13 protein-coding genes are annotated in these 17366 nt (G+C 67.8%); 7 read left to right on the forward strand and 6 right to left on the reverse strand.

What is annotated here, in order from left to right; genetic code table 11:
• Positions 1-264: 264 nt before the first annotated feature.
• Positions 265-2781 carry a PhoX family phosphatase gene (locus CA237_RS11235; protein ID WP_126014099.1) on the forward strand — a complete coding sequence of 839 codons (2517 nt, stop codon included), beginning with the start codon at positions 265-267 and terminating at the stop codon, positions 2779-2781.
• A gap of 299 nt (positions 2782-3080) precedes the next feature.
• Here the strand turns inward: CA237_RS11235 and gspD are convergent, their stop codons facing one another.
• The 5 genes from gspD to gspG form a co-directional block, all read right to left on the reverse strand.
• Positions 3081-5129 carry a type II secretion system secretin GspD gene (gene gspD / locus CA237_RS11240; RefSeq protein WP_066693686.1) on the reverse strand — a complete coding sequence of 683 codons (2049 nt, stop codon included), beginning with the start codon at positions 5127-5129 and terminating at the stop codon, positions 3081-3083.
• Between the two features lie 123 nt (positions 5130-5252).
• Positions 5253-5786, reverse strand: coding sequence for a type II secretion system protein N (locus CA237_RS11245; protein WP_241215475.1), 534 nt, complete (start codon positions 5784-5786; stop codon positions 5253-5255).
• Positions 5783-6115 carry a type II secretion system minor pseudopilin GspI gene (gene gspI / locus CA237_RS11250; protein ID WP_232308053.1) on the reverse strand — a complete coding sequence of 111 codons (333 nt, stop codon included), beginning with the start codon at positions 6113-6115 and terminating at the stop codon, positions 5783-5785. The genes CA237_RS11245 and gspI overlap by 4 nt, the downstream gene beginning before the upstream one ends.
• Positions 6116-6270: 155 nt before the next feature.
• A complete protein-coding gene (locus CA237_RS11255) occupies positions 6271-6726 on the reverse strand; it encodes a prepilin-type N-terminal cleavage/methylation domain-containing protein (protein ID WP_269746919.1) in 456 nt (151 codons plus the stop codon).
• 104 nt (positions 6727-6830) lie between these two features.
• The gene (gspG, locus tag CA237_RS11260; protein ID WP_269746918.1) at positions 6831-7283 is read right to left on the reverse strand and encodes a type II secretion system major pseudopilin GspG; all 453 of its coding nucleotides are present in this window, start codon (positions 7281-7283) and stop codon (positions 6831-6833) included.
• A 67-nt stretch (positions 7284-7350) separates the two neighbouring features.
• Here gspG and gspL point away from each other — a divergent pair, with 67 nt between their 5' ends.
• The 5 genes from gspL (at position 7351) to glsA (ending at position 12858) form a co-directional block, all read left to right on the forward strand.
• Entirely contained in the window at positions 7351-8436 is a 1086-nt protein-coding gene (gene gspL / locus CA237_RS11265) for a type II secretion system protein GspL (protein ID WP_232308052.1), read from the forward strand.
• On the forward strand, positions 8433-8930 hold the full coding sequence (gspM, locus tag CA237_RS11270) for a type II secretion system protein GspM (RefSeq protein ID WP_066693674.1): 498 nt from the start codon (positions 8433-8435) through the stop codon (positions 8928-8930). The genes gspL and gspM overlap by 4 nt, the downstream gene beginning before the upstream one ends.
• A 26-nt stretch (positions 8931-8956) precedes the next feature.
• Positions 8957-10408, forward strand: a complete 1452-nt coding sequence (locus CA237_RS11275; protein ID WP_066693736.1) for a GspE/PulE family protein — start codon at positions 8957-8959, stop codon at positions 10406-10408.
• Between the two features lie 163 nt (positions 10409-10571).
• Positions 10572-11798 carry a type II secretion system F family protein gene (locus CA237_RS11280; protein WP_066693671.1) on the forward strand — a complete coding sequence of 409 codons (1227 nt, stop codon included), beginning with the start codon at positions 10572-10574 and terminating at the stop codon, positions 11796-11798.
• Between the two features lie 142 nt (positions 11799-11940).
• Positions 11941-12858: a glutaminase A gene (glsA, locus tag CA237_RS11285; RefSeq protein ID WP_066693667.1), complete on the forward strand. Its 918-nt coding sequence runs from the start codon at positions 11941-11943 to the stop codon at positions 12856-12858.
• Positions 12859-13145: 287 nt separating this feature from the next.
• Here the strand turns inward: glsA and CA237_RS11290 are convergent, their stop codons facing one another.
• A complete protein-coding gene (locus CA237_RS11290) occupies positions 13146-14474 on the reverse strand; it encodes an amidohydrolase (RefSeq protein WP_066693663.1) in 1329 nt (442 codons plus the stop codon).
• Positions 14475-14885: 411 nt separating this feature from the next.
• Between CA237_RS11290 and uvrB the strand changes: the two genes are divergently transcribed.
• The gene (gene uvrB / locus CA237_RS11295; protein WP_126014101.1) at positions 14886-17087 is read left to right on the forward strand and encodes an excinuclease ABC subunit UvrB; all 2202 of its coding nucleotides are present in this window, start codon (positions 14886-14888) and stop codon (positions 17085-17087) included.
• Positions 17088-17366 lie beyond the last annotated feature (279 nt).

The raw sequence follows: 17366 nt of genomic DNA on the forward strand, positions 1-17366 counted from the left end.
GTGTCGGATCGCGCCGGGCCGCCTCCACCGCGCGATCGAACAGGCTGGGCCGGATCGGCGCGCTGTCATTGGCGGGGCGGGGGTCGGCGGCCATGCCCTGTCCCTACGCCCGCCGTCGCATGCGGCACAAGCCAGTCATCATATTGTCGTCGTTTCGCCATGCCGCTTTCATCGAACCGCAACCGCCCTGTCGCAGCGATGCGCCAACGACAGCCGCAGGGAGGGTGCCGGCACGGTCGGCGTCCAACGAAGCGGGGAATCTCCATGGCGAACAACGACCTGACCATCGGTTATGACGATGGCGATATCGAAACCAATCCGAGCACCGGGCCGAGCCTGCAGGACCTGGTCGACCAGCGTTATTCGCGGCGCCAGGCGCTGCGCGGCGGCGCGTCGACTGCGGCGGTCGCCGTGTTCGGCGGATCGCTGCTCGCCGCATGCGACGACAAGGTCCAGGGCATCGACAATACGCCGCCGGTCGTCGGCGGCACCTCGACCGGCGCGACCAGCGCGGGCCGGGTCGTCACGCTGACCGGGACCGCGACCGACGACAATGCGATCGTCAGCCAGACCTTTACCCAGGTGTCGGGCCCGACCGTCGCCCTGTCGAGCACGACGCCGGGCACCGCGACCTTCATCGCGCCGGCCGTATCGGCGGCGAGCAACCTCGTCTTCCGCTACACCGCGACCGACGTGAAGGGCGCGAGCAGCAGCAGCGACATCACCGTCGCGGTATCGCCGCCGGCGCTGGGCTTCACCGCCGTCGCCAAGAGCCTGGCCGATGTGGTCAGCATCCCGTCGGACTATACCGCGACCGTGGTGTACCGCCTGGGCGATCCGATCAACGCCGCCACGTCGGCCTTTGCCAATAACGGCACCGACAGCGGCTATTCGGCGCGCGCGGGCGATCATCACGACGGCATGAGCTATTTCGGGCTGGCGGCCAGCGGCACCACGCCCGACGCGAACAATTCTACGCGCGGCCTGCTGGTGATGAACCACGAGAATATCTCGGAACAATATCTCCACGTCGCCGGGCAGACGGTGGTCAACGGCGCGCGGCCGACGTCCGAAGTCGTCAAGGAAATGGAATGCCACGGCGTGTCGGTCATTGAGGTGACGCAGAGCTCGGCCGGCTGGAGCTATGTCCAGGGATCGTCGCTGAACCGCCGCATCACCCCCTATACGCCGATGGTGTTCAGCGGCCCGGTGAAGGGCAGCGCGCTGCTGTTCACCGCCTATTCGCCCGACGGCACGGCGGGACGCGGCACGATCAACAACTGCGCCAACGGCCATATGCCGTGGGGCACCTACATGACGTGCGAGGAAAACTGGGCGGGTTATTTCCGGCGCGACAGCGGCGACAATGCGCAGCGCACCGCGCTGGTCGGGGCCAAGTCGACCCAGGCGTTCACCCGCTATGGCCTGTCGCAGCGCAGCGGCAATTACGGCTGGACAACGGCGGCCGAAGCGACCGCCGGCGCGACGCTGATCGGCAAGTTCAACGCGACGATCGACCCGACCAAGCCGGTGAGCGGCACCGGCGATTTCCGCAACGAGCCGAACCAGTACGGCTGGTGCGTCGAGATCGATCCCTATGATCCGACCTCGACCCCGCGCAAGCGCACCGCGCTCGGCCGCATGAACCATGAGGGCTGCTGCCCCGGCCGCGCCATCGCCGGCGTGAAGCCCGCCTTCTACATGGGCGACGACGCGCAGAACGAATATATCTACAAGTTCGTGTCGAACACGGCCTGGGTCGCGGCGGATGCGACCGCCAGCAACCGGCTGGCCATCGGCGACAAATATCTTGATTCGGGCACGCTGTACGTCGCCAGGTTCAATGCCGATGGTTCGGGCGAGTGGATCGCGCTGGTGTTCGGGCAGAACGGCCTGACCGCCGGCAACGCGCTCTATCCCTTCGCCGATCAGGCCGATGTGCTGACCCATTGCCGTCTGGCGGGCGATGCGGTGGGCGCCACCCGGATGGACCGTCCGGAATGGACCGCGGTCAATCCGGCGACCGGCGAGATGTACTGCACGCTGACCAACAACTCGTCGCGCTCGCCGGCGCAGGTCGATGCCGCCAACCCGCGGTCCTATATCGACCCGAAGGTCAACAGCACGTCGCGTTCGACCGGCAACGCCAACGGCCATATCATCCGCCTGCGCGAAGCCGGCGACACGACCGAGGCGACGCGCTTCACCTGGGACGTCTATGCCTTCGGTGCGGGATCGGACCTCGACCCGACCAACATCAACCTGTCGGGCCTCGACGCCACCAACGACTTTTCCAGCCCCGACGGGCTGTGGTTCGGCAAGCCGTCGAACGCGTCGGGCCAGGTCACGCCGGTGCTGTGGATCCAGACCGATGACGGCGCGTACACCGACGTCACCAACTGCATGATGCTGGCGGCGATGCCGGGCAGCGTCGGCGATGGCGGCACGCGCACCATCACCAATACCGGCGTGTCGGCGACCAGCACCGCGACGACCCGCATCGGCAAGACGCCGGGCACCGCGCTGCGCCGCTTTCTGGTCGGACCGGTCCAGTGCGAGATCACCGGCATCGAATCGACGCCGGACGGCCGGTCGCTGTTCGTCAACATCCAGCATCCGGGCGAAGGCGGCAATTTCGACAAGCCGACGAGCAACTGGCCGGCGCTCCCGACCAGCGGCAGCAGCGTGATCCCCGCGACGTCGGCCGGCACCGCGGGCACCCGTCCGCGTTCGGCGACGATCGTCATCACCAAGAAGGACGGCGGCGTCGTCGCGCTGTAACCGACCTGCCCAGCGCAGTCGGGACGGGCGGTGGTCTGAGGACCGCCGCCCGTTTTGCGTTCAAAGTTCACTAAGTTCACACTCGTGACGTTTTGCGCGTCGGGCGGGTTCTGGTTGGTTGGGTGCGGGCGCGGGCAGGGGATGCATCGTGCCAGCGGCGCGGCGTGTAGGAAAGTCCGGGGGGGCGGGGGCGCGTCTCAACGCCCGGATTTATCCGGGGTCCCGCTTCTTGGCGGCCGAAGAAGGAGAAGCGGGACCCCGGGTCTAGCCCGGGGTGACGGTTGGTGCGGTGGTTCCGCTCAGTAAATTCCGTCGATTTCCATCGTCAGGCGCGGGGCAGGGGGATTAAGGAGCAGGCTGCGCTTGTCGCCCTGCAGCACCTCGTCGCGACGCAGCCGGTCGTAGCGCGCGCGCGCCGCTGCCGACGCATCCGCGCCGTCGCGCAGGATGGTCGGTTTCAGGAACACGAACAGGGTGCGCTTCTGGCGGCTTTCGGTGCGGCCCTTGAACAGTTCGCCGATCACCGGAAGGCTGCCGAGGATCGGCACCTGGCTGCGGAGCCGCTGATAATCGTCGCTGGTCAGGCCGCCGAGCACGATCGTCTGGCCATTGTCGGCTAGGACGGTGGTGTTGGCTGAGCGCTTGTTGGTGATGATGTCGGCCGCACCACTGACCTGGGTCGGGGCGATAGAGGATGCTTCTTGGCTCACCTCCAGCCGGATCGTGTCGCCGGCATTGATGCGCGGCAGGACGCGGAGGGTAATGCCGACGTCCTTGCGTTCGATGGTGGTGTAGGGGTTGGCGGTGCCGTTGCCGGTCAGGATCGAACCCGTCACGAACGGCACTTCCTGCGCCACGACGAACTCGCCGAGCTTGTTGTCGAGCACGGTGATTTGCGGGGTCGAAAGGAGATTGGCCTTGGTCGAGGTGCTGAGTGCCTGCACGAGGATCGAGAAATCGTTGCCGATGCCGATATTGGCGGAGAGGCCGCCGCTCAGTAGGCCGGCGGCGGGTACGCCCAGCACGCCGAGGATCCGGCCGAGCGATGCGCCGCCATTGTCGAACGATGTGCCGGCGCCGCTCACCTGCGTCAGTGCTGCGCCCGCCGTACCGATCTGCACCGCCAGTTGTTCGGCGTCCTGCCCGGTGATCTCCGCGATCGCGGCTTCGATCAGCACCTGCGGGCGGCGGACGTCGAGGTCGGGGATCAGGCGTTCGATCTGGGCGATGGCGGTCGGCGTGCCGCGTACGACGACGGCGTTGATGTCGGGCGCGGGCTGGACGGTGATGTCGGGAGTGGTGAAGCCCTGCGCCGGGGTCGTCTGCTGATTCTGGCCGACGGTGCTGATGCTGCCGCCAACCCCGGTGGCGCCCAGGCCACCCGCGGCACCGGCCAGCGCGCCGGCATTGGTGCCGCCGCTGGCGATCAGGCCCGACAGCGCCTGCCCGGCATTGTTACGCTGGCTGACGGTCGAGAGGCTGCGCGCGACCGGATTCGTCGCCGACTGCTGCTGGCCGAGAATGCCGCGCAACACGTCGGTCACGCTTTCGGCATCGGCGAAGTTCAGGCGGAAGACGCGGGTCGACATGGTCGCGCTGCCGCCGCGTGCGTCGAGCGACTGGGCGATGCGGCGCGCCTCCGCGACGCTGGCGGGCGTACCGCGCACGAGGATGGTGTTGCTGCGCGGATCGCCCGCGACGCGCGCGCCGCCTTCGCCCAGCACCGCCTGCATCGCGGTGGCGATGTCGGCGGCGTTGCCGTTGGTCAGCGTGATGGTGGCGAAGGTCGATCCGCCGCCGCCGTCGAGCGACCGGGCCAGCGCCTCGATCCGGCGGACATTGTCGGCATAGTCGGTGACGACGATCGCATTGGGCTGGGTCAGCGGCTCGACGCTGCCGAAGCTGGCGACCAACGGCCGCACGATCCGCGCGGCATCGGCCGAGGGGACGTTCGAGAGGCGCACCATCCGCGTGGTCAGTTCCTGCCCGCCGACGCCGCGCGTGCGCACCCCGCCGTCGCGCACCGCATTGGCCTGCGGAATGATGCGCCATGCCGATCCGGAGCGGACGGCGGCGAAGCCGTTGGCGCGCAGCACCGACTGGAACAGCTCCCACACGCCCGCCGGGGACAGCGGTTCGGCGGAGGTGACGGTCACCTGCCCCTTGACGCTAGGGTCGAGGATCAGCGTGCGGCCGGTGATGCGGCTGATCTGATCGGCGACGTCGGCGATCTCCACGCCGCGCATGTTGACGACGATGTCGGCGGCCTGGGTCTGAGCGATAGCCGGCGACAGGCTGGTTGCGGCGAGCGCGAGGGAGAGGAAGGCGGAGGCGAAGCGGTGGCGCACGGGGAAGACCCTAACGGATGGGAATGGAGACGGTGATCGGCTTGCCGTCGCGAAGGATGGTGACCTGCGCCTGCCCCGATGCGGCGGCGCTGGCGATGGCCGCATTGACCGCCGACGGGTCGGTCATGGCGGCGCCGTTGACCGACTGGACGACATCGCCCTGCCGCATGCCCGGCGGGGCGTCGGCGCCGATCGCATGACCGCAAGGGATCGGCGTGGCGTTAAGGCGAGATATTCCAGCCGCCCGCCATTGTTCAGGATGATGCGGTCGCGGCGGATTTCGGTCACCTGCGCGCCAGCCAGCGCGTCGCCGACCTTGTACGGCTTGGCCGGTTCGTTGCCGAGCGACACGAACGAGATCGACAGTTCGGCCGGGCGGGCGAAGACGACGCCCTTCAGGATCGCCTGAATGCCGGTCGGCGAGGTCGCATCGGCGGCGGTCGGGCTGCCGAAGGGCGACCAGGCGATGGCCGGGCCGCTGTCGACCGTCACCGCACGGGCGCGCGCTTCGGAAGGCACGGTGATCGCGCCGGTATCGGCGTGGCCCGCGATCCGCCAGACGAGGCCGGCGAGCGCGAAGGCGACCGACACGATCGCGGCGGCGGCGAGCCAGTCGACCCAGCGTTCGCGGAAGCGAAGGCGTTCGACGACGATCATGCCGCGTCCTTGCGCAGGAAGCCGTCGAGCCGGGCCATGGGCGCAGCTTCGCCGACGGGGGCGACGGTGATCGTCACCCGGTCGAGCGCGGGGTCGCTGGTCGCGGTCCGGTTCACGCCCACGCTCCATTGCCGCCCCAGCATGTCCACCGTTTCCCCATTCGCCTCCGGCGTCCCCACTTCCAGATCGGCCAGCCGGTTTTCGGCGACCCACATCGCGATCGCGCGCCGTTCGACGCCACGGGTCGAATCGATGTGCTGCTCGACCGCGCCGATCAGCCCTACCGTGGCGATCGCCAATACCGCCAGCGCCACCATTGCCTCGATCAAAGAAAAGCCGGCTTGTGGTTCCTCCCCGCTGCGCGGGGAGGGGGACCGGCCGCACGCCGGTGGAGGGGCGTCGCGGCGCAACGCGACGGTTACGCGGGCGGACACCCCCCTCCACCATGCTGCGCATGGTCCACCTCCCCGCGGAGCGGGGAGGATCATGGGGTCACCTTCGTGGCGCGGGCGGTCACGCCGTCATACTGCACCCGCCAAGTCTGGTCGCCGCCGGTCACCGTCGCGCCGAGCGGTTGCCCGGTGCCGTCGACGCCCAGGATCACCGGTGGCGCGGTGTCGAGTGCCATGACCATGCCGCCTGGCAGGGTATGGAATGCCAGCGCGTCGTCGGTGATCGGCGTCAGCCCGCGCGGGCCGACCCGGGCGAAGCCATAGCCATGGGTGTCGGTGGTCAGCGCGATGAGCTGGTCGCCGAGCATCGCATCGTCCGCCGCCGCTTGCAGCCGGACGGCGAGGCGGCGGGCTTCCGCTTCAACGTTCGGCGCGCGGGTGGCACTGCCGATGCCGAGGCTGACCGCCCCCGCCGCTACGCCGATGATGGCGAGGACGATCAGCATTTCGATCAGGGTCATGCCGGATTCGGAATCACGGTCCGTCACGCCCGCGCAGGCGGGGGGCCATACACACCGACCGTGCGACTCTATCGCAGGCGTCGGCGGCAATGGATTCCCGCCTGCGCGGGAATGACGGAGGAAGGACTGACTCAGCGGGTCGTCCCGTCGATATCGGCGTCCAGCCCCTCGCCACCCGGCTTGCCGTCCTTGCCGAGCGATTTGATCGTAAAGCGCCCGCCGGTCGATTCGTAGACGTACGGATTGCCCCATGGGTCCTGCGGCATCTGCGACAGATAGCCGTCGGGCGGATAGGCGCCGGGGACGGGCGGCTGTGTCGGTTTCTCGACCAATGCCTTCAGCCCCTGTGTCGTCGTCGGGTAATCGCCATTGTCCAGCCGGTACATTTTGAGCGCGGCGGAAATCGACTTGATGTCGGTGCCGGCGGTCGTCACCCGCGCCTGATCGGGGCGGTTGATGACGTTGGGCACGATCAGCGCGGCGACCAGCGCGATGATCGCCAGCACGACGATCATTTCGACCAATGTCAGCCCCGCCTCGCGGTCGGGGACAGAAACCTTGCGGGCGGCGGGGTTCGCGGCCAAGGTGTCACGAAACTTTCGGAATAAGATGCGCATCCACGCCCCAATGCGTCCACACGATGAAGCCATTGTGACAATCGAACCCGCCCCCGCCGGTCCGGCCGCCGGCGTGTGGGCTGTCGCGGGCGGCGAAGCCATATTAGTCGATGGGACGGTGGCGGCAACAACCTTGCTCGTGCCGTCCGAATCGGTCCTTCTCCTCGCCGTCGACCTGCCGCTGCCCAACCGGGCGAAACGGCTGGCGGCGTTGCCCTTTGCGATCGAGGACCGGATCGCCGACCCGATCGACGCGGTGCATCTGGCGCTCGGCGATGCGGCCGGCGACAAGCGCTATCTGGTGGCGGTGGTCCGGCATGGGGTGATGGCCGAATGGCTCGCGTTCGCTGAGGCGGCGGGTATCGCCGGGGCGGCGTTCGTGCCCGATGCGCTGATGCTGCCGGTGCCGGTCGAGGGGTGGAGCGTCGATGTGACGGCCGGGCGCGCGCTGGTCCGCGCCGCCGACGGCACCGGATTCGCGCTGCCGCTCACCATGCTGGTGGCGGCATGGGAGGCGGCGGGGCGGCCGAAGGTGGCGGCGTCGGGCGATCCCTTGCCCGAAGCGATGGCGGGGGATGGCGCGGCCTTTCCGCTTGCCTCGCTGGCCGACCGGGTCGCGGCGGCGCCGATCGATTTGCGGCAGGGGGCCTATGCCCGCCGCCGGACGGCATGGCCGAGCACGACGCGCAAGGTCGCGATGATCCTTGGGCTGGCAGCGCTGGCGCATGGCGTGATCGCGGTGGCGGATACGCTGATGCTGCAACGGATCGCCGAGCGGCGTTACGACGCGCTGCAGCAGCTGGTCGCGACGACCGCGCCGGCGGTGCCGACCGGGGGCGATGATTTCATGGTGCGGGTCGCCGACCTGCTGCCGCGCCCGACCGGCACCAACCGCTTCGTGCCCTTGCTGTCGCGCGTCGGCGGGGCGCTCAGCCCGATCGGGCCGGTGCTGGTGGTGCGGAGCATGAATTTCGAGGGAAATGCGCTGACCATCGACTGTGAATCGCCCGAAACCGGCATGGCCGACCGGGTCCGCGCCGCCCTGTCCGCAGCGGGCGTCGCGGCGCAGGTCGTCGTGGCCCCCGGCGGAACGCTGCGCATCGTGGCGCGCGGCGCATGATCGTGCTGCTCAAACGCAACGCCCGGATCGAGGCGGCGCTGGGTCGCTTCGACAGCTGGTGGCAGGGGCTGTCGACGCGCGAGCGGGTGCTGGTCGGGACGCTGGCGGCGCTGCTGGCCGGGGTCGTGCTGGTCTATGGCGTGGTGAAGCCGGTGCAGGCGGCGCGGGCGCAGGCGCGAGCCGATATTCGCCAGGCCGAGACGCTGATGGCGCGGGTGCGCGCCGCCGGGCGGCTGGAAAGCGCGCCGCAAACGATCGCCGCCGGGCCACCGCAGGCCGTCATCAGTTCGACCGCCGCGACCGCCGGGTTGCAGCCGGTCGTGGCGGAGGCGAACGGTGCGATCACTGCGACGCTGACCGATTCGCCCTATCCGGCGGTGGTGACATGGCTGAGTTCGGTCGCGTCGACCAGCACCATCGGCGTGCGGCGGGTGTCGATGCAACGCGGCGCGACGTCGGGCCGGGTCAATGCGAGCGTGGAGTTCCAGCCGTGACCGACACGCTGCTCCATGCCGAACCGATGCGGCTGCCCTATGGCTATGCGCGCAAGGGCGGCGTGCTGATCCGGCTGGGCAAGGCGGGCATGGAATGCGTCCACCGCGCCGACGCGACGCTGGACGCGATGCTGGAGGTGCAGCGGGTCGCGCCGGGCATCCCGTTCGTGGCGCTGGACGACGGTGCGTTCGATGCGGCGTTGCAGGCGAGCTATGGCGGCAGCGCATCGACCGCCGCCGACATCGAACTGGCCGAAACCGATCTCGCGGCACTGGCCGACAGCGCCGCAGCGGTCGACGACCTGCTCGACGCGCGCGACGACTCGCCGGTCATTCGCCTGATCAATGCGCTGCTGCTGGAGGCGATCAAGGAAGGCGCGTCGGACGTGCATGTCGAGACGCAGGAGAAGCGCCTGGTCGTCCGTTTCCGCATCGACGGCGTGCTGCGCGATATCGTCGAGCCGCCCCGCGCGCTCGCCCCGCTGCTGGTCAGCCGGATCAAGGTCATGGCGAAGCTCGATATTGCCGAGCGCCGCACGCCGCAGGACGGCCGCGTGACGCTGCGCATCGGCGGGCATGACGTCGACGCCCGCGTGTCGACCATGCCGACGCAGCATGGCGAGCGGGTAGTGCTGCGCCTGCTCGAACGCGGGGGTATGATGCTCGACCTCGCCGGCCTTGGCATGTCGGAGCGCGACGAGAGCGTGTTCGCACGGTTGCTCGAACGGCCGCACGGGTTGCTGCTGGTGACCGGGCCGACCGGTTCGGGCAAGACGACGACGCTCTATACCGCGCTGACCCGGCTGAACGATCGTCGCCGCAACGTGATGACGGTCGAGGACCCGATCGAATATGAGCTGGCCGGCATCGCGCAGACCCAGGTCAATCCGCGCACCGACATGACGTTTGCGCGGGGACTGCGCGCGATCCTGCGGCAGGACCCCGACGTCATTATGGTCGGCGAGATTCGCGATCAGGAAACGGCGCAGACGGCGGTGCGGTCGTCGATGACCGGGCATTTCGTGCTGTCGACGCTGCACACCAACACCGCGATCGGATCGGTCACGCGGCTGATCGACATGGGGGTCGAACGCTATCTGCTGGCACCGATGCTGGTCGGGCTGGTCGCGCAGCGGCTGGTGCGGCGGTTGTGCGTCGAATGCCGCTGGCAGGATCGCGCGACCGAGGCGGACAGCGTGCTGCTGGGCGGGGCGATCAAGCCGGGCAAGAAATTGTGGCGCAAGGGCGGCTGCGAGGCGTGCCACCACGAGGGCTATCGCGGGCGTGCCGGGCTGTACGAGGTCGTCGCGGTCGACGACCGGTTGCAGGCGATGATCCATAACGGCGTGGCCGAGGCGGAACTGGAGCGGGCGGCGCGGGTGGATAATCCGGCGTTGCTGGATGATGGCGTGGCGAAGGTGCGGGCCGGGGTGACCACGGTCGAGGAGGTCGCGCGGGTCGTGCGGGATGAGGGGTGATTTCCAACACCCTTAGTCTCACCCGTTTGGTTCGAGTAGCGATCGAGTTTGTCGAGAGCGCGTATCGAGAACGGGGTCCTGCTGGGCAGGAGTTCTCGACGGACGCTTCTCGACAGGCTCGAAGCTGCTCGAACCAAACGGGAATTTTGACGGGGGTAGGCCGGTGACAGCCTACACCTACCGCGCCGCCTCCCGCACCGGCGCCACCGTCAAGGGCGTCATCGAAGCGTCCAGCCCCGCCGCCGCCCGCGCGCTCTTGCGCGAGCGCGGCGAACTTCCGCTGTCGGTCGAGGAAGCGGCGGAAAAAGGTCCGAAGCTCGGCAGTGTCCAGCTGCCCCGGCTGTTCCGGCGCGGCGTGTCGGCCAAGGCGCTGGCGACGCTCACCCGGCAGATCGCGACGCTGGTCGGCTCCGATATCTCGATCGAGGAATCGCTGCGCATCGTCGCGGGGCAGGCGGACAATGCCGCGGTCAATGCGCTGCTGCTCGACGTGCGCGCCGCGATCCTTGACGGGCGCAGCTTCGCGCAGGGGCTGGGGCGGCATCCCAAGGCGTTTCCCGAATTTTACCGCGCGTCGGTGGCGGCGGGGGAACAGTCGGGGCGGTTGCCCGACGTGCTCAACCACCTCGCCAATTTCGTCGAGACCCGGCAGGCCAATGGGCAGAAGATGCAGCTGGCGTTGCTGTACCCGGCGCTGCTGGCCAACGTCAGCTTCGGCATGATGGTGTTGTTGATGGTCTATGTCGTGCCCGACATCGTCCGCGTGTTCGTGTCGCGCGGGGCGGAACTGCCGTTCCTGACGCGAGCGCTGATCGCGCTGTCGGCGTTCATCCAGAAGTACGGGCTGGTCGTCGCGGTCGCGGCGCTGGTGCTGTTCCTGATCGGTGCGCGCTGGTTGCGGGTGCCGGCCAACCGGCTGCGGGTCGACCGGCGGCTGGCGACGCGCCGGCCGTTCCGCCGGTTCAGCCGCCAGCATAATGCGGCGCGCTTTGCGGGCAGTCTCGCCACGCTGGTCGGCAGCGCGGTGCCGCTGGTCGAGGCGCTGCACGCCGCCGCCGCCGTCACCCCCAACCGCTTCGTGCGCGACAAGGCGCTGACCGTCGCGGCGCGGGTGCGCGAAGGCTTGTCCTTGCGCGCGGCGATGGCGGAGGCGGAGATTTTTCCGTCGATGCTGGTGGCGATCGTCGCTTCGGGCGAGACGTCGGGCAAGCTGGCTTCGGCGCTCGACCGCGCGTCGGGCGAATTGGAGCGCGAACTCGACGCGCTGGTCGCGACGCTGGTGGCGCTGGTCGAACCGATGGTGCTGCTGCTGATGGGCGGGCTGGTGCTGATGATGGTGCTGGCGATCCTGCTGCCGATCATCAACCTGAACAATCTGGTGTCGATCTGACAGCCCTATCCCCGTGCAGGCGGGGATCCAGGGTCGCCGGCGCGGCCGTTTGTGGCTCTGGACCCCCGCCTGCGCGGGGGTACGGTTCGCCTTTGGCAGGTGCGCGTGCTACCCGGTGATCGTATAGCAACAAGGAACTGCCATGACCGACCTCGCCCGCATCGTCGCCGAGGTGACGGAGGAGATCACCACCAACGCCGCCGAGATCGAGCAGGCGGCCGATGCCGGTCTCGACTATCCGCCCGACTGGTTCGGCATGGCGGTGGCGACGCCGGATGGTGGGCTGTTCCATGGCGGCTATTCGCATATCCGCTTTCCGGTGCAGAGCATCGCCAAGGTCTTCGCGCTGGAACTGGCGCTGGAGGCGTGCGGGGACAAGGTGTTCAAGCGGGTGGGACGCGAGCCGTCGGGCGATCCGTTCAATTCGATCGTCGACCTCGAACGCAACAAGGGCGTGCCGCGCAATCCGTTCATCAACGCCGGCGCGCTGGTGGTGTGCGACATTCTGGTCGAGCATAAGGGCGACGATGCCTCGGCACGGGCGGTGGTCGAGTTCGTGCGGCGGGAGGCGGGCCTTGGCGAGGTCGTCCTGAACGACGACGTGCTGGAAAGCGGGCGCAAGGGCGGCGACCTGAACCGTGCGATGATGAGCTTTGCCAAGCATCACGGCAATCTGCATTGCGACATCGACGAGGTGATGGAAGCCTATGTCCATCAATGCGCGATCGAGCTAAGCGCGCAGTCGCTGGCGAAGGCGGGGCTGTTCCTGACCCGCACCGCGCGCACCGGCGATGCAGAGGACGACAAGCGCGCCAAGCGGACGCGGCGGTTGCTGTCGCTGATGACGACCAGCGGGCAATATGACGGGTCGGGCGACTTCGCGTACCGCGTCGGGCTGCCGGCGAAGAGCGGCGTGGGTGGCGGTATCCTCGCCATCGTGCCGCAGGTCGCGTCGATCGCGGTGTGGTCGAACAATCTCGACCGGCAGGGAAATTCGATCCTGGGGGTGAGGGCGCTGGAGTTGCTGGCGGACAAGGCGGATTGGTCGGTGTTTGGGTGATCATATCCGTTCGTCCTGAGTAGCCATTGAGCTTGTCGAAAGGGCGTATCGAAGGACCGCGACAGGTACTTCGATACGGGTTTTCGACTTCGCTCGGCCCCTACTCAGCACGAACGGTTGTGTTTACGCTTCCGCCCGTCCGCCCCCCTTCCGTTTGCTTCGAGCGGAGGTTCGAGCCTGCCGAGAACCGTAGTCGAGAAGGGGGTTGTTCCAGGCAACCGGGAGTTCTCGACGGACGCTTCTCGACAGGCTCGAAGCTGCTCGAACCGAACGGGGTAAGGAGCAGGTCAGTTACCCGACTGCGGCCCCAGCAAATCCAGCACCGCTGCGGTCATCGCGATCGTTCCTGTCACGATCGATGGCTCCGGCGCGACCTTGAACAGTGGCGAATGGTGCGACGGCACCGGCGCCCCGCCATTCCGGGCCGCGACGATGTCCGCCATCGGCGTGCCGCCGACCGCGAAATAATAGCCTTTTACCTTGGAATCGGGCTGGACCAGATAGGCGAAGTCCTCCGCGCCCATGCCGGTCTGTTCGAACGGCACGACATTCTTCGGGCCCAGCGTCGCCGCCATCACCGCGTTGAGGCGGCGGGCGAGGGGGCCGTCATTGATCGTGGTCGGCGTGCCCTCGATCACCTTGGCGGTCGGCATCTTGTCGGCGGGCATGCCGTTCAGCGTGCCGATGCCGGTGGTCACACGCTGGATGCCGTCGAGCAGTTGCTTGCGCGTGCCCTCGTCATTGGCGCGGACGGTCACCTGCAATTTGGCCATGTCGCTGATGATGTTGTGCTTCAGCCCGGCATGGAACGAGCCGACGGTGATGACGCCCGGGTCGAGCGGCTGGCGTTCGCGGCTGATCAGGCCCTGCAAAGCGATCACCAGCTGCGACGCCATATAGACCGGGTCCTTGCCGGCATGCGGACTGGCGCCGTGCGCGCCGATGCCGGGGACGTCGATGTCGACCGAGTCCGACGACGAATACTGGATGCCCTCCGACGCCGACACCATCCCCGCCGGCAATCCGGCGGCGACGTGGAAGGCGAGCGCGTAATCGGGCTTGGGAAAGCGACTGTAAAGGCCGTCGGCGAGCATCGCCTTCGCCCCGCCGACGCGTTCCTCGGCAGGCTGGACGATGAAGACGATCGTACCCTTCCACCGGTCCTTCAGCGCCGCCAGCCGGCGGGCGGTGCCGACCATCGCGGTGATATGGGTGTCGTGGCCGCAGGCGTGCATCACCGGTGCCTCGACCCCGTCGACGCCGACCTGTCGCGCCTTGCTGGCATTGGGCAGGCCCGATTTCTCCTCGACCGGCAGGCCGTCCATGTCGGCGCGGACCAGCACGGTCGGCCCGGGGCCGTTCTTCAATACGCCGACGACGCCGGTGCCGCCGATGCCGGTGGTGACCTGCATCCCGGGCACGGCGCGCAGCTCGGTCGCCATGCGTTCGGCGGTCTTCACCTCCTTGAACGACAATTCCGGATTGCGGTGGAACCAGTCCCACATGCTGCCCAGCGACACCTTGTAATCGGCGCGCACCGCTGGGGCCCAATCGGGTTCGGCCATGGCCGGCGTCGTGGCGAACAGGCAGGCGGCGGTGGCGATCAGTTTGCGCATGGTTCGGGTCCCCTTTGGGGCGTCAAGCTATCGGGTTCGGGGCGGGTGTCGAGAGGGTTTCGGTTCGGGCGAAGGTTGCGAAGAAGAAGGTCGTTTTCGCGCGGAGGCGCGGAGGCGCGGAGCAGGTTTCGTGACCGGCCAGCGCTTGTCCCGCCCCGAACGTCACCCCAGCGCAGGCTGGGGTCTCCTGGTTGTGAAGCGCGCGCCTCGCCGCGCAGATGCCAGCCTTCGCTGGCATGACGATATCCGGCGTTCGGCGGCGCAACGAGGGACGGTTCCACCAGCGCAACCCCTCCGCGTCTCCGCGCCTCTGCGCGAACCAGTTCCTTCTTCTTCGCGCCGTCGTGTGAATCGCAAAACCGGCCACCCCGAATGTTGCCGTCCCGTTCTGCGACACCCATATTCGGACCCATGGCGATCATGATCCGCACCGACCTGTCCGAGCCGGAAACCGGGCAGACCTTCATCCCCCACCGCCCGGCCCGGCCGGAGAAGGTGGATGCGGGCAAACGCTTCGTCATCAAGTCCGATTACCAGCCCGCCGGCGACCAGCCGACCGCGATTCGGGAACTGGTCGCGGCGGCGAAGGGGGGGGAGAAGGATCAGGTGCTGCTTGGCGTTACCGGGTCGGGCAAAACCTTTACCATGGCCAAGACCATCGAGGAATTGCAGCGCCCGGCGCTCATTCTCGCGCCGAACAAGATACTTGCGGCGCAGCTGTACGGGGAAATGAAGTCGTTTTTCCCCGACAATGCCGTCGAATATTTCGTCAGCTATTACGACTATTACCAGCCCGAAGCGTACGTTCCGCGTTCGGACACGTACATCGAGAAGGAAAGCTCGACCAACGAGGCGATCGACCGGATGCGCCACTCGGCCACCCGCTCGCTACTCGAGCGCGACGACGTCATCATCGTCGCGTCGGTGTCGTGCCTGTACGGTATCGGATCGGTCGAAACCTATTCGGCGATGATCTTCGACCTGAAGAACGGCGATGTCGTCGACCAGCGCGAGATCGTGCGCAAGCTGGTCGCGCTGCAATACAAGCGCAACGACGCCGCGTTCCAGCGCGGCAATTTCCGCGTGCGCGGCGACAGCCTAGAGCTGTTCCCGTCGCACTATGAGGACAGCGCGTGGCGTATCACCTTTTTCGGGGACGATATCGAGGAGATTACCGAGTTCGACCCGCTGACGGGCAAGAAGATCGCCAATCTCAATTCGATCCGCGTCTATGCGAACTCGCACTATGTCACCCCCGGCCCGACGCTGAAACAGGCGGCGGAGGCGATCAAGCATGAGCTGGCCGAGCGGCTGAAGGAACTAGTGACGGAGGGCAAGCTGCTGGAGGCGCAGCGGCTGGAACAGCGCACCAATTTCGACCTGGAGATGATCGCCGCCACCGGTAGCTGCGCGGGGATCGAGAATTACAGCCGCTTCCTGACCGGCCGCCTGCCGGGCGAGCCGCCGCCCACTTTGTTCGAATATCTGCCCGAGAACGCGCTGCTGTTCGTCGATGAAAGCCACCAGACGATCGCCCAGATCAACGGCATGTCGCGCGGCGACCATCGCCGCAAGATCACGCTGGCCGAGTACGGATTCCGCCTGCCCAGCGCGATCGACAACCGCCCCTTGCGCTTCAACGAATGGGACGCGATGCGCCCGCAGACGGTGTGCGTGTCGGCGACGCCGGGCGATTGGGAAATGGAGCAGACCGGCGGCGTGTTCAGCGAACAGGTCATCCGCCCGACCGGGCTGATCGATCCGCCGATCACGATCCGCCCGGTCGAGGAACAGGTCGACGACCTGATCCACGAGGCGAAGGAGACGGCGAAGCTCGGCTATCGCACGCTGGTCACGACCCTCACCAAGCGCATGGCCGAGGATCTGACCGAGTTCATGCACGAGGCGGGCCTGAAGGTCCGTTACATGCACTCGGACGTCGAGACGCTGGAGCGTATCGAGCTGATCCGCGATTTGCGGATGGGGGTGTACGACGTGCTGGTCGGCATCAACCTGCTGCGCGAGGGCCTCGACATTCCCGAATGCGGGCTGGTCGCGATCCTCGATGCCGACAAGGAAGGGTTCCTGCGCTCCGAAACCTCGCTGATCCAGACGATCGGCCGCGCGGCGCGCAACGTCGACGGGCGGGTGATCCTCTATGCCGACCGCATCACCGGCAGCATGGAGCGCGCCATCGCCGAGACCGATCGCCGTCGCGAAAAGCAGCGGGCGTATAACGAGGCGCACGGCATCACGCCGACCACGATCAAGCGCCAGATCGGCGACATCATCGCCGACGTCGCGTCGCGCGATCAGGTGACGGTGGAGATCGACGAAGAACGGCCGCATATGGTCGGCCATAACCTGCGGTCCTATATCGAAAGCCTCGAAAAGCAGATGCGCGAGGCGGCGGCGAACCTGGAGTTCGAGACTGCCGGGCGGCTGCGCGACGAAATCCGTGCGCTCGAAAGCGAGGAACTCGGCCTGCCGGCGAGCGAGCACAAGGCGCCGGTCATGGGGCGGTCGAACGAGGGCAAGCCGGGGACGCGCAAGACGCGCTATGGCAAGCAGAAGGCGATGCGGATGGCCGGCGGGGGCGGGCGGCGGCGGTAGTTCGCCTGTCGTTCGCGCGAAGTCGGGAATCCATAAACGTCGTCGTAGCGGCTGGAATCGCAATGCCAGCGCATCTGGCCACCCGCCTTCGCCGGGGTGACGACGGAGCAACTGTCCTCATCCCGGCGAAGGCCGGGATCCATTGTGTCGGGTGTTCTCGGCTCCATCGCGACGTTCCGTGACCATGGATTCCGGCTTTCGCCGGAATGACGAAGGGGACGAAGGACGGCGCAGGGCGGCCCCATCCCCGGTTGAGGCTGCCGCCCGCATCGCCCATAA

Origin of the sequence: Sphingomonas sp. ABOLH, from assembly GCF_003951715.1 — a bacterium.
GTDB lineage: Bacteria > Pseudomonadota > Alphaproteobacteria > Sphingomonadales > Sphingomonadaceae > Sphingomonas > Sphingomonas hankookensis_A.